We start from the raw sequence: 13,406 nt of genomic DNA on the forward strand, positions 1-13,406 counted from the left end.
TGGCGCCGCCCTTCCTGGGTGGAGATGACGATGATCGAACGCGCAGTGCGGCTGGCGGGTTTCCTTGCCTGCATATGGGCGATTTCTCTCTTGCCTTCAGCACACGCGCAGACGCCGGTGGATGGGGCGAGGGCGCAGCATGTGATCGTCCTGGACATCAAGGGGGGGATCGGCCCGGCCACCCGCGACTATCTGGTGAGGGGGCTCGATCGCGCCGCCGATGAGTCTGCCGCAGCCGTGGTGGTTCGGATCGATACCCCCGGTGGCCTGGACGCCGCCACGCGCGATATCAACCAGGCGATCCTGGCCTCTCCCGTGCCAGTGATCGGCTGGGTCACGCCTCAGGGCGCGCGCGCGGCCAGCGCGGGCACCTACATCCTTTACGCCTGCCATCTGGCAGCGATGTCGCCGGCGACATCCCTGGGTGCCGCAACGCCGGTGCAGATGGGCGGTGGCGCATCCGGCAGCGACCCGGCCGGGGATCGAGCGGGCAACCGGACACTCTCTGGGCCCGGGGCGGACAAGGGTCTGCCAGACGCGCAGCGCCAGGCTCCGCAGGGAGCGGAGGGCGTTGGCGGGGAAGGTCCCAATGCACCCAAACGGCAGGGCAAGGACGACGCGAGGACGCACAAGGTCATCAACGATTCGGTCGCCTACCTGCGCAGCCTGGCCGAACTGCGGGGGCGCGACGCCGGCTTTGCCGAGTCCGCCGTGCGCGATGCGGCGACGCTCACCGCAGCGCAGGCGCTGCAGCAGCGTGTGGTGGAGATCATTGCCGACGATATGGACAGTCTGCTGGACCAGGCCGATGGGCGCGAGGTCGGGGTGCGTGGCGGCCCCGTCGCTCTGTCCACCCGCGGGGCCGCGGTGACCACGCTGGCTCCGGACTGGCGCTCCAGCCTGCTGGCCGTGCTTACCAACCCTTCGGTGGCCTACATGCTCCTGTTGGCAGGGATGTACGGTTTGTTGCTGGAGGGATACAGCCCGGGGGCGATCGTGCCCGGGGTGGTTGGCGCGATTTGCCTCTTGCTTGCGCTGTATGCGCTGCAGGTGTTGCCGGTCAACTACGCGGGGGTGGGCCTGATCGCCTTGGGCGTGCTGCTGATGGGACTGGAGTTCTCCGTGCCCAGCTTTGGCGCACTGGGGATCGGCGGCATCGTTGCGCTCGTCGCCGGATCATTGATCCTGTTCGACACGGATGTGCCGGGTTTCGGTGTTCCCGGCCAATTGATTCTCGGCATTGGCATCGCCAGCGCCCTGTCGTTCATGGGGCTGGTCTGGGTACTGGCACGATCACGCACACGAGAGGTGTCTGTCGCTGCGGGTGCAATGGTGGGTCAGCAGGCGATCGCGATCGAAGACTTCATCGGCCGGGGGCAGGTGCGCATCCGCGGCGAAATCTGGCAAGCCGAATCACCCATGCCCGTCGAGCGCGGCCAATCCCTGCAGGTTCAGTCCATGGACGGGCTGGTACTGCATGTCACCCACGTCGGTCCCGCAGTTGCCGTGCGGTCCGGCAAAACCGGAGTCCCACCATGAACCTGGTCATGTACTTCCCGATACTGGTCGTCATTGCGGTCTTCTTCTTCAGTGCGATCAAGATCCTGCGCGAGTACGAGCGCGGCGTGGTGTTCCAGCTCGGCCGGTTCTGGAAGGTCAAGGGACCGGGACTGATCCTGCTGGTACCTGTCGTGCAGCAGATGGTCCGGGTCGACATGCGCACCATTGTCATGGACGTCCCGACGCAGGACCTGATCACCCGCGACAACGTCTCCGTCCAGGTCAATGCGGTGGTGTACTTCCGGGTGGTGGATGCTGAAAAGGCGATCATCGCGGTGGAGCACTTCTACGAGGCCACCAGTCAACTGGCGCAGACCACGCTGCGTTCGGTGCTTGGGCAACACGAGCTGGATCAGCTTCTGGCCGAGCGCGACAAGCTCAACGGCGACATCCGAGCGATCCTCGACAAGCAGACCGATGCGTGGGGCATCAAGGTGGCCAATGTCGAGATCAAGCACGTCGACATCAACGAGACGATGGTCAGGGCGATTGCCCGCCAGGCAGAGGCCGAGCGCGTTCGGCGGGCCAAGATCATCCACGCCGAAGGCGAGCAGCAGGCGGCCGAGAAGCTGGTCGAGGCCGCGCGGATCATGGGCGCCGATCCACGCGCGATCCAGCTGCGCTATATGCAGACTCTGACCGAGATCGCCGGCGACCGGACCTCCACCATCGTGTTCCCGCTGCCCATGGATCTTGTCGAGCCATTGCTGGCGCGGCTGAAGGAGCCCGCGCACCCGCCGCATGATCGGCCGGATCCAAGCCGTTCGGGTGCGTTCCCGCAAACAGGAGAGGAGCACACATGAGCCAGGACTACGCCACCACTGCGCCGACGCGCGAGGAAGTGGACGCGCTGCCCGGAATCAGCGTCATCGAGTTCGGCACCTCGTGGTGCGGGCACTGCCAGCGGGCGCAGCCGCATATCGCGGCCGTCTTCGCGAACCACCCCGACCTTCGCCATCTGAAGGTGGAGGACGGTCCAGGGCGGCGGCTGGGCAGATCGTTCCGGGTAAAGCTCTGGCCGACACTCGTGTTCATGCGCGATGGCGAGGAAGTCGCGCGCGTCGTCAGGCCAACGGATACGCGAGTGATCGCCGAGGCGTTGGAGGCCACCGGCGGGTCATGATTCAGGTTGTTGTGAGAAGCGCGCCCGTGACGCTGTCGACCCGGCGTTAACGGCGTCCCCCCTATGAATTGGACAATGACCGCATCTGGCCGGTTGCCATTCGCGTCACCGCGCGTACGACGAGGACCTATGCATTTCCCAAGCCGCAAAACCCCTGCATCGCTGAACCACCGCGCACTTGCCGCTATCGGCGCGCTGTCGCTCGCATTCACCCTGGGCGCCTGCGACCGGGCTGCCGAAGAGGGAACCCACATGGACCCCCCGGCGACTGCCGATGCCCAGATGCCGTCACCGATCGGGCCAGGTGGAACCCTTGTCACCGATGCGGCCGACGCCTCGGGCAGCCTGACAGTGATGTCGGTGGGCGGGCCTGGTGACTTTGTCGCCGACAACGACCGCCGTGCGCTGTACATGCTGGAAGGAGATCTGGACGGCGACAAATGCACCGCTTCGTGCCTGACCCAGTGGGCGCCATTGTTCCCGCCGACCGGCGAGCCGACCGTGAGTGACGGCTTGAGCCCAGTGCTCATCGGAACAGTCGAGCGCCCCGACGGCAGCCGGCAGATCACCTACAACGGGCATCCGCTCTACCACTTCGTCGGCGACACCCGCCCTGGCGATGTGCTGGGCCACCAGCGCAATGACGAATGGGGCGACTGGTACCTGCTGACGCCGCAGGGCAGCGAGCTGGGTGAGGAAGTGGGCAAGCTGGAGACACCGCGCGACAGCAACTGAGCCGACCGTTCGGGTCAGTACCGCATAACGCGCACCGGGTAGAGTGACCGGATGCTCAGTCTCGGCCCTTTCCCGCTGCCGGCAGCACTGCTGGCGGTCTCCCTGATAATTGCGATCCTCGTCTCGCGCCAGTTTGCGACGCGCTTGAGTTCGGGGGGGACCACATCGTCCATCGCTTCGGCAGAGCCGGACGCGCATGCTTCTCCAGATCGAACAGCGTCGTCGGTCATCTTCGACATGTTCTTTATCGGCATCCTGGTGGCGCGACTGGCATTCGTGTTGAGGTGGTTGCCCGCCTACATGGCCGAGCCCTGGTCGGTCCTGCGCATCGGTGACGGTGGCTTTACGTGGTGGGCCGGCTTGTTGGCAGCTCTTGGCTGGGGCGCGTGGAAGCTCCGCCAGCGCCCCGGTCGACGGGTCCCCCTGATTGCAGGATGCGTGTCTGGACTGCTGGCCTGGGGAGCGCTGCTGGGCTCGATGTGGCTGATGCACCACTCCAGTGTGGAACTGCCATCCACCGAGATGACTACGCTTGACGATGAGCGCGTGACGCTCTCGGAGATGTCCGGTCGACCGCTGGTGGTCAATCTGTGGGCCACGTGGTGCCCGCCGTGCCGCCGAGAGATGCCGGTGCTGGCCAAAGGCCAGCAGTCGACGCCGGAGGTCGGCTTTGTTTTCGTCAACCAGGGCGAGGGTCCAGAGCAGATCCGCGACTACCTGCAGGCGGAGGGGCTGGCGCTGGACAACGTGCTGCTTGACCCGTTTTCCAGCCTCATGAACGAGATGGGCGCGCGCGGCCTGCCGACCACGCTCTTCTTTGGCGCCGATGGGCGGCTGGTGGACTTCCACATGGGCGAGCTGACCCAGGCGGGTCTCGCCAGCAAGCTGAAGGCCATTGCCGGTTCGCCCGGTCCAATTTCCCCCACTTCCCCGGAGGTGCCGTGATGGCACGCAAGACCACCCAGTCCTGGCTGTTGCTGGCGCCGATCCTGCTGTTGGCCAGTGCCTGCAGCGACGCCGTGGAATCAGGCGCCCAGCCAGCGCCAGCACAGCCGAGTGCGAACGCTGCAGCCCCTGACGCTGGCAAGAAAACCGGCGACTATCCCGCGCCCATCCAGGCGCTGGAAGCGCAGGGCCTGGAGGTGCTGGGGACCTTCAAAGCGCCGTCGGGCCTGACAGGCTATGCCGGGATCGCAGGCGGCAACCCGGTGTCCATCTACCTGACCGGCGACGGGTCGCATGCACTGATCGGCACGCTCGTCGATGCGCAAGGCAACGACGCCGGAGCGGACGCGATGCGCGATCTGGTCGTCAAGCCGATGTCGGAACGCATCTGGAAGAAGCTCGAGAACGCGACCTGGGTGCAGGACGGAAAGACCGATGCGCCGCGGGTCATCTACACCTTCACCGACGCCAATTGCCCTTACTGCCACAGCTTCTGGGAAGCCGCGCGGCCCTGGGTGGACTCTGGCAAGGTCCAGCTGCGGCATGTCATGGTCGGGGTGATCCGCCAGGACAGCGCCAACAAGGCTGCCGCGATCCTCAAGGCGCCGTCACCCGGAAACGCGCTGGCGGACAACGAGCGCAACCAGTCCAGCGGCGGCATCAAACCTATGGCGGCCATTCCTGCGGACGTGCGCACCCAGCTGGACAGCAACGAACGCCTGATGCTGGAGTTGGGCTTCCAGGGCACTCCGGGCATCCTGTTCCACGACGAGCAGGGCAACGTCCAGCGTCGCTCGGGCATGCCACAGGGCAACGATCTCAACGTCGTCCTCGGTCCTCGCTGATCGGTCTTATCGCCGCAAATCAACGACGGCCACGCAGCGCATCGGCGATCCGACGCGCTGCGATGTTTCGTACCGCCGTCTAGACGATGCCCGTGCTGTAGAACACGCCGATGATCACCATCACCGCCAGGGTCTTGATGATCGTGATCGCGAAGATGTCCTTGTAGGCCTGGCGGTGGGTCAGGCCGGTCACGGCCAGCAGCGTGATCACCGCGCCGTTGTGGGGCAGGGTGTCCATGCCGCCGGACGCCATCGACGCCACGCGGTGCAGCACTTCCATCGGTATGCCCGCCGCATTCGCGTTGGCAATGAAGGTCTCCGACATCGCCGCCAGGGCGATGCTCATGCCGCCCGATGCGGACCCGGTGATGCCTGCCAGAGCGGTAACCGTGATCGCCTCGTTCACCAGCGGATTGGGGATGGCGCCCAGCGCGTTGGCCACGATCAAGAAGCCCGGCAGCGCGGCGATCACGGCGCCAAAGCCGTATTCCGATGCGGTGTTCATGGCCGCCAGAAGCGCGCCGGCGATCGCGTCCTTGGTGCCGACCGCAAAGCTGGTGATGACCGGCTTCCAGGCAAATGCAATGACTGACAGGATGCCAACCAGCAGCGCTCCCTCGACCGCCCAGATAGCGACCACGGATGAGATCTGCTGCACCACCGGCGCGTTCGTCCCGATCACGGCCGGATCAAAGGAATGGCTCTCGCCGTAGTAGCGCGGGATCCAGTTGGTGAACAGCTTGTTGGACACGCCCACCAGGATCAGGGGCAGGATCGCGAGCATCGGATTGGCCAGCTTGCCGCCGGTGAACTCGGCCGGCTCGTTGAGCAGCTTTGCCGGATCGCCGTAGCCTTCGCCGGCTTTCAGCGCGACACGACGGCGCCACTCCAGATAGCTCATTCCGACGATCAGGATGAACACGCCGCCGATCGTTCCCAGCCACGGCGCCGCCCAGGTGTCGGTACCGAAAAACGGGGTCGGGATGATGTTCTGGATCTGCGGCGTGCCCGGCAGGGCATCCATCGTGAAGGTGAACGCGCCCAGCGCGATGGTGCCGGGAATCAGGCGTTTGGGGATGTCGCTCTGACGGAACAGTTCGGCGGCAAACGGATACACCGCAAACACCACCACGAACAGCGAAACGCCCCCGTAGGTGAGCAAGGCGCAGACCATCACGATGGACAGCATCGCCCGACTGGCGCCGAACAGCTTGATGGTGGCGGCGACGATGGCCTTGGAGAAGCCCGATAGCTCGATCACCTTGCCGAAGATGGCCCCCAGCAAAAACACGGGGAAGTAGAGCTTCAGGAATCCGACCATCTTGTCCATGAACAGGCCGGTGAACATCGGCGCCACCAGGCTCGGGTCGCTCAACAGCACCGCGCCCAGCGCCGCAACCGGTGCGAACAGGATCACGCTGTAGCCGCGATAGGCGACGAACATCAGGAACGCCAGCGCGCCCAGGACAATCAGGAAATCCATGTCAACCCCGCCATGCGCCACTCCCCGTGTATCAGTGACCGAGGAGTGTCCGCGCAGAGTCGGCCGCCGGGCATTGTCCGAAGGTACAGCTGTGATGGTTGCCGGCCCCGCTTAGTCTGGCCGCCAGGGTGGAACGGGTCTGGGTTTGCCGTGGATCCGAAACCTCGACACGACAACCGGCAAGCCAATCGAATTCAAGGGGAGAGACCATATGTACCGTAAGCAGTTGAGTGTCGCCATCGTCTGCGCATTGCTCGCGCCGGGCGTCTGGGCGCAGGACACGTCAAATACCGCAACACCCGACGTCGCCGCGCAGGACAGCCAGGCCAAGACGTTCGACGCCGTGACCGTGACCGCCCGCCGGCGCACCGAGTCCATCCAGGACGTTCCGGTCGCGATCAGCGCATTTGGCGAGGAAGCCCTGAAGGACCTGCAGGCCGACACCGTCGAGGGCCTGCAGGGCGTCGTCCCCAATATGAACATCGTGCAGGGCCGAGGATCGGCCAACTCGATCAACGTATTCATCCGCGGCATTGGTCAGCCCGACGCGCTGCAGACCTTTGATCCCGGCGTGGGCATGTACGTCGATGACGTGTATTACTCGCGCATCAACGGCGCGATGTTCTCCCTGTTCGACGTGCAGCAGGTGGAGGTGCTGCGCGGCCCGCAGGGCACGTTGTATGGCAAGAATTCCACCGGCGGCGCGATCAAGGTCACCACCAAGAACCCGTTCGAGGACACCGGCGGCTCGGTTGAGGCCACGGTGGGCAACTTCGGCCAGCGCGAAGGCAAGTTCTACTTCGGCGGCGAGTTGAACGAGTTCGTGGCGATGAGCCTCGCTGGGGCGATGAGCGAGAGCGATGGCTACGTGACCGATCCGTCCACGGGCCGCAAGTACAACGGCGACGAAAACAAGGCGCTGCGTGCGAAGATTGCCTTCAAGGTCAGCGACAACGTCAATGCCACCCTGTCACTCGACCACAACAAGCAGGACGCGCCGCTGACCCTGGGCCAGCCGACCGCGCCGCTCATCCAGACCGACGTCGCGTTCGGCCCCGTCGTGCTGAAGCCGGCGCCGACCGGAGAATACGATTTCCGCACCCGGACCTCGTTCGGTCCTGGCCAGGGGCAGGAAATGACCCACCAAGGCGCCAGCCTTGCAGTCGATTGGGACATGAACGCGCAGTGGCGCTTCAAGAGCATCAGCGCGTGGCGCAAGCTGAAGACCAACTCCTTCATCGATATCGATGCTTCGGAGTTCGAGCTGGGCGACGTGCTGGTGGCGATCGACCAGAAGCAGAAGAGCCAGGAATTCCAGTTCCAGTACGACAACGGCAGCAATCTGCAGGCGATCTTCGGCCTGTATTACATGAACGAGAAGGTGCCTTCCTACCAGGAGGCCTATGCGAGCGATTTCTTTGCCTTCGCCGGAACGCCGATCTCGTTCCTGCGCACCATCGAAGACGACCTCGATACCACCTCGAAAGCCGCATTCGCGCACATGAGCTGGGAGTTCGTGCCGACCTGGACCCTGGCCTCAGGTCTGCGCTACTCCAAGGATGAGAAGGATTACACCCGCTCCACCAGCACCTATTGGGGCCCGCTCTTTGCTGCTCTGAACGAGACCGTTGCGTTTGATGGCCGCCAGAGCTGGGACGCCTGGACGCCGTCGATCAGCCTGCAGAAGGCGTTCAGCAGCAACGTCATGGGTTACCTCTCCGCCAACCGCGGCTTCAAGTCCGGCGGCTTCAACGGCCGCGCCAACTCGGTTCTGGAAACCACCCAGGCCGTGTTTGATCCGGAGTTCGTCTGGACCTACGAGGCGGGGGTGAAAATGCGTTCGGCCGACGGCCGCATGCAGGGCAACGTCACTGCCTTCCACAGCGAGTACAAGGACTTCCAGGCCCGTGTGTCGGAGATCGTGAACCCCGATTCGCCGACCCCGAGTTTCTCGTTCCCGGTACTCAACGCCGCAGCGCTGAAGATCGATGGAATCGAGTTCGAAGGTAGCGCGCTGCTGGGCGAAGGCACCCGCCTGTCGGGGCAACTGTCCTACATGAACGCCCGATACGACGAGTTCGTCGACCCGCGCGTGCAACTGGACCCGGCCCTGGCCAACCTGCATGACCATGTTCCGTTCTCGCCTGACTTCACGGCTCGCGTCGCCCTGCAGCACACCTTCATGATGGACGGCGGGGCAGGCCTCACCATCGGCGGTGATGTGTCATACCGTGACGACACCTGGCTGTCGGTGGACAACCGCAGCAACCTGATGCAGGACGCGTACGCAACCTACGGCCTGTTCGGCGTCTGGGACTCGTCGAACTATGCGTGGCAGGTCCGCGCCGGCGTGCGCAACCTGGGTGACAAGGTCTACAAGACCGACGGTCAGGAATTCTCCAGCGTTGCCAACATCCAGACCGCGTACTACGGCATGCCGCGCAACTACTACCTGTCGGTGCGCTACAACTTCTGACCGGACGGGGTTGCGGTTGGAGAAAACGGCGGCGGCCCCTGGCCTGCCGCCGTTTTTATTTCCCTGTCCCGTCCGTATGTTCCCATCCGGCCCGAGCTAGCCGCCGGGCTGGAAGCTGACCGGCACATTGACCACGCCCGTGGTGGGTCGGCCGTCCTGGGTAGCGGGCTGGAAGCGCCACCGGCGAACCGCCTCGACCGCAGCACGGTCCAGATCATTGGACCCGCTGCGACGCGCGACCCGCACCGCCGTAGGCACGCCGTCCGCACCGATCATGGCCTCCACCATCACCGTGCCGCTTTCGCCACGGCGATTCGCGCGGGCAGGGTAGCGCGGTGCCGGCGTCTGCCCGGCCAGTGGTACCGGCGGAACAATCGGTGAATTCGACGCGGGGGCATAAACAGGCGCAGGACCGGGGTCGAACGATGGAGCGCTTTCCACCGCCTGGGCCGGTTCCGGCTCGATGAACGCCGGCGCCTGGGTCTGCGCCGCAGCGCTTTCGGCGGGAACCTCGATACGCTCGCCCGTGCCATCGCCGGTCGGTACCGGCAGCGGCGTGTAGTCGGCGGCGACGGTGTCCGCCGGTGCCTCGCCGGGACGGTAGAAGTCCGGCTCGCTGCGGCTGCGTGCCCAGATGATCGCGAACAACAGCAAGCCCGCCGCTGCCGCGAAAACCACCACCCACCACATGCGTTGGGTGGGCAGCCATCGGGCGGGATCAAAGCGGGGGCGGGACGTTGCAGGCATGGCCAATCCGGAAGTCTGGGTAAGCGCATTGTGCACACGCGCGGTTAACGAGGCGGCAATCGGCTGCCCTCCGCGGCCGATCCACGCAATAATGCGCGGTCCGATACCACCTTGCGGTCCCGTCATGCTCGATCCCAACCTCCTGCGCCAGCAGCCCGACGAACTGGCAGAACGCCTGCAGCAGACGCGCGGTCACGACCTGGATGTCGCCGCGTTGCGCGTGCTGGAAAGCGAACGCAAGCGGATCCAGATCCGCACCCAGGAGCTGCAGAACCTGCGCAATACGCGGTCCAAGGCCATTGGGCAGGCCAAGGGCAAGGGCGAGGATGCGAGCGCGCTGCTGGCCGAGGTCGCCGGCTTCAGCGAGGAGCTGAAGACCAGTGAGGCCCGTCTGGATGCGATCCGCGGTGAGCTGGATGCGATCGCCCTGGGCCTGCCGAACCTGCCCGACGATTCCGTGCCCGGTGGCGCCGACGAGAGCGACAACGTTGAGCAGCACCGCTGGGGAACGCCGGGCGTCTTCGCCTTCCCGGCCAAGGACCATGTCGAACTGGGCGCCCGCCACGGCTGGCTGGACGGTGACACCGCGGCCAAGCTGAGCGGTGCACGCTTCACTGTCCTGCGCGGCCCGATCGCGCGGCTGCATCGTGCGCTCGCCCAGTTCATGCTGGACCTGCACACCGGTGAGCACGGGTTCGAGGAAACCAGCGTGCCGGTGCTGGTCAACGCTCAAAGCCTGATCGGCACTGGCCAGTTGCCGAAGTTCGAGGACGACCTGTTCGCCACGTCGGTCGGCGAGAGCAAGCGCTACCTGATCCCGACCTCCGAGGTGCCGCTGACCAACATCGTCCGCGACGAGATCCTGGCCGAATCCGAACTGCCGATGCGGATGACCGCACACTCGATGTGCTTCCGTGCCGAGGCGGGGGCATACGGGCGCGATACCCGCGGCATGATCCGCCAGCACCAGTTCGAGAAGGTCGAACTGGTCAGCATCGTCCGCCCCGAAGACTCCGATGCCGAACACGAGCGCATGACACGCTGCGCCGAGGTGGTCTTGGAGAAGCTTGGACTGCCTTACCGTCGCATGTTGCTGTGCTCGGGAGACATGGGCTTCTCGGCCAGCAAGACCTTCGACCTGGAGGTGTGGCTGCCATCGCAGGAGACCTACCGGGAGATCTCCTCGGTCTCCAACTGCGATGCGTTCCAGGCCCGGCGGATGCAGGCGCGCTGGCGCAACCCCGATTCCGGCAAGCCGGAACTGGTGCATACCCTCAACGGCTCGGGCGTGGCCATCGGCCGCGCATTGGTGGCGGTGATGGAAAACTACCAGCAGGCGGATGGGTCAATCGCGGTTCCCGAAGTGCTGCGTCCGTACATGGGCGGGATCGACCTGATTGCGTGATTGCCCGCGCGTCTGCCCGCTGAGCGCCTGACGGGACCAGACGGGCCAGCTGCCCGGAAAGTTTCCTGCATTGATCGTTGCGGTTTGCAGCCCGTGCTGATCAAATGTTGCCGAATGTTCCGCTATTGGAATTGTCAGGCATGCAGGATCTCAACGATCTCCACTATTTCGCAATGGTGGTGGAACACTCCGGCTTCGCTGCGGCGGAGCGGGCGACCGGCGTCCCCAAGTCGCGCCTGAGCCGTCGCATCAGCCAGCTCGAAGCGGAAATGGGTGTCCGCCTGCTGCAACGCTCCACCCGCCGGTTTGCCGTGACCGAGGTCGGCAATTCGGTTTACCGCCACGTCCAATCGATGCTCGCCGAGGCGCAGGCCGCCCGCGAAGTGGTGGATCGGTTGAGCGCCGAGCCGCGCGGCGTGATCCGGGTCAGCGTTCCGGTGGGTGTCGCCCAGCAACAGATGCCCAAGCTGCTGCCGGGTTTCCTCGGTCGCTACCCGGAAGTGCGCGTGCAACTGCATGTCAGCAATCGCCGGGTGGATGTGATCAACGAGGGGATCGACGTGGCCCTGCGCGTGCGCAGCAAGCTGGACGACGACGGCAGCCTGGTGATGCGCAGCTTCGGGCAGATCCAGGAGCTGCTGGTCGCCAGTCCCGATTACCTGCGCAAGATGGGTCGTCCCTCGACCCCGCAGGAACTCTCCGAGCACGTCACCATGAGCATGAGCGAGGACGACGCGCGACAACGCTGGGAACTCCATGGCCCCGAGGGCGACGTGCAGCCGGTCGACATAAAGCCACGGGTAATGGGCTTCGACCTGCCGATGCTGCTCTCACTGGCGATACAGGGCGTAGGCATCACCCTGTTGCCCGAGAGCGTGTGCGCCGATGCGGTCCGTCGCGGTGACCTGCAGGTGGTGTTGCCGGCGTGGCGTTTGCCGCAGGGCATCTTCCACGCCGTGTTTGCCTCCCGACGCGGCATGCTGCCAGCCGTGCGGGTATTCATCGATTACCTCGCCGAAACCGTTCCGGCGCTGGTTTCCGATGCCCGTCTGGGTTGCGGCGACATCAACGGCAAGCCGTGCAGTGAGGCGGAACTCAAGGCGTTCAGACGCTGACGCTTCGGCGATCCCCGTGCGATAATCCGCGGCGCGGTGATGCAGGTGCAACGCCTCTTCGCTGCGAAATTGGATAGCGGGCGATCGCCCAGAGACACCAGTTCCAGGAAGAGTGGCCGAGCGGTTGAAGGCACCGGTCTTGAAAACCGGCGAAGGGTTAAACCTTCCGTGGGTTCGAATCCCACCTCTTCCGCCATTTCGCTCGCGCTCGAGCAGCCCCGCTGGAAACCCTTGAGTTGCGCCGCCTGAAGCGCAGCGGTAGCCTCGCCGGCAGGGGACTACACGGAACGTAGACGAGGAGGGGTAAATGGGAATTACTGTATTCATCGTGGATGACCACGCGCTGGTGCGTACCGGCATGCGCATGATCCTGTCGGCCGAAGACGACATCCAGGTCGTGGGGGACGTGGAAAGCGGCGAGATGGCGCTGCCATTGATCCGGCAACTGAAACCCGACGTGGTGTTGTGCGACCTGCACCTGCCCGGCGTGAGTGGGCTTGAGGTCACGGAGCGGGTCGTCAAGGGCAACCAGGAAACGCGCGTCATCATCGTGTCCGTACTGGAGGACGGTCCAATGCCGCGGCGTCTGTTGGAGGCCGGCGCGTTCGGTTACGTCGGCAAGGGCGGTGATGCCGCCGAGCTGGTACGGGCCGTGCGGGACGTGGCACGGGGCAGGCGCTACCTGGCCAGCAACATCGCCCAGCACCTGGCGCTGTCAGGCCTGGAGGGGGATGACTCGCCGTTCGATGAACTCTCCCCGCGCGAGTTGGAGGTGGCGCTGCTGCTGGCGCAAGGCTTGCGTCAGGAGGAGATCGCCCGCCGGTTGTGTTTGAGCGCGAAGACCATCAACACCCACAAAAGCCGGATGTTCGAGAAACTCGACATCACTGACAGCATCGCGCTGGCCCGCCTGCTGGGGCAACACGGATTGCTGGAGCCAAGCCGGGTTCTCTAGTCGTCGCCCGAGTCAAG

At 65.0% G+C, this 13,406-nt stretch carries 12 protein-coding genes and 1 tRNA gene; 11 read left to right on the forward strand and 2 right to left on the reverse strand.

The annotated features are described in order from the left end of the window. Positions 1–30: 30 nt before the first annotated feature. The 6 genes from INQ43_RS06135 (at position 31) to dsbG (ending at position 5,208) form a co-directional block, all read left to right on the forward strand. Entirely contained in the window at positions 31–1,539 is a 1,509-nt protein-coding gene (locus INQ43_RS06135; RefSeq protein WP_194037449.1) for a nodulation protein NfeD, read from the forward strand. Then, the gene (locus INQ43_RS06140; RefSeq protein ID WP_194035587.1) at positions 1,536–2,363 is read left to right on the forward strand and encodes a slipin family protein; all 828 of its coding nucleotides are present in this window, start codon (positions 1,536–1,538) and stop codon (positions 2,361–2,363) included. The genes INQ43_RS06135 and INQ43_RS06140 overlap by 4 nt, the downstream gene beginning before the upstream one ends. Continuing rightward, positions 2,360–2,683, forward strand: coding sequence for a thioredoxin family protein (locus INQ43_RS06145; RefSeq protein ID WP_194035588.1), 324 nt, complete (start codon positions 2,360–2,362; stop codon positions 2,681–2,683). The genes INQ43_RS06140 and INQ43_RS06145 overlap by 4 nt, the downstream gene beginning before the upstream one ends. Positions 2,684–2,812: 129 nt before the next feature. Beyond that, positions 2,813–3,418, forward strand: a complete 606-nt coding sequence (locus INQ43_RS06150; RefSeq protein WP_194035589.1) for a hypothetical protein — start codon at positions 2,813–2,815, stop codon at positions 3,416–3,418. Between the two features lie 51 nt (positions 3,419–3,469). Next, positions 3,470–4,363, forward strand: a complete 894-nt coding sequence (locus INQ43_RS06155) for a TlpA disulfide reductase family protein (protein WP_194037450.1) — start codon at positions 3,470–3,472, stop codon at positions 4,361–4,363. Further along, positions 4,363–5,208 carry a thiol:disulfide interchange protein DsbG gene (gene dsbG, locus INQ43_RS06160; protein WP_194037451.1) on the forward strand — a complete coding sequence of 282 codons (846 nt, stop codon included), beginning with the start codon at positions 4,363–4,365 and terminating at the stop codon, positions 5,206–5,208. Before INQ43_RS06155 ends, dsbG begins: the two co-directional genes overlap by 1 nt. A gap of 79 nt (positions 5,209–5,287) precedes the next feature. Here the strand turns inward: dsbG and INQ43_RS06165 are convergent, their stop codons facing one another. Continuing rightward, positions 5,288–6,691 carry a GntP family permease gene (locus tag INQ43_RS06165; protein WP_194037452.1) on the reverse strand — a complete coding sequence of 468 codons (1,404 nt, stop codon included), beginning with the start codon at positions 6,689–6,691 and terminating at the stop codon, positions 5,288–5,290. A 211-nt stretch (positions 6,692–6,902) separates the two neighbouring features. Here INQ43_RS06165 and INQ43_RS06170 point away from each other — a divergent pair, with 211 nt between their 5' ends. Then, positions 6,903–9,167 carry a TonB-dependent receptor gene (locus tag INQ43_RS06170; RefSeq protein WP_194037453.1) on the forward strand — a complete coding sequence of 755 codons (2,265 nt, stop codon included), beginning with the start codon at positions 6,903–6,905 and terminating at the stop codon, positions 9,165–9,167. 96 nt (positions 9,168–9,263) lie between these two features. Here the strand turns inward: INQ43_RS06170 and INQ43_RS06175 are convergent, their stop codons facing one another. Further along, complete coding sequence (locus INQ43_RS06175) at positions 9,264–9,914, reverse strand: energy transducer TonB (RefSeq protein WP_194037454.1); 651 nt, start codon at positions 9,912–9,914, stop codon at positions 9,264–9,266. Between the two features lie 124 nt (positions 9,915–10,038). Between INQ43_RS06175 and serS the strand changes: the two genes are divergently transcribed. The 4 genes from serS (at position 10,039) to INQ43_RS06195 (ending at position 13,389) form a co-directional block, all read left to right on the forward strand. Continuing rightward, positions 10,039–11,319 carry a serine--tRNA ligase gene (gene serS, locus INQ43_RS06180; RefSeq protein ID WP_194037455.1) on the forward strand — a complete coding sequence of 427 codons (1,281 nt, stop codon included), beginning with the start codon at positions 10,039–10,041 and terminating at the stop codon, positions 11,317–11,319. A 140-nt stretch (positions 11,320–11,459) separates the two neighbouring features. Continuing rightward, positions 11,460–12,434, forward strand: coding sequence for a LysR family transcriptional regulator (locus tag INQ43_RS06185; protein ID WP_194037456.1), 975 nt, complete (start codon positions 11,460–11,462; stop codon positions 12,432–12,434). A 106-nt stretch (positions 12,435–12,540) separates the two neighbouring features. Further along, a tRNA-Ser gene (locus INQ43_RS06190) sits at positions 12,541–12,630 on the forward strand. Positions 12,631–12,741: 111 nt separating this feature from the next. Further along, positions 12,742–13,389, forward strand: coding sequence for a response regulator (locus INQ43_RS06195; RefSeq protein WP_194035597.1), 648 nt, complete (start codon positions 12,742–12,744; stop codon positions 13,387–13,389). Positions 13,390–13,406 lie beyond the last annotated feature (17 nt).

The organism is Lysobacter sp. H23M47 (genome assembly GCF_015209765.1).
GTDB classification, from domain to species: domain Bacteria; phylum Pseudomonadota; class Gammaproteobacteria; order Xanthomonadales; family Xanthomonadaceae; genus Novilysobacter; species Novilysobacter avium.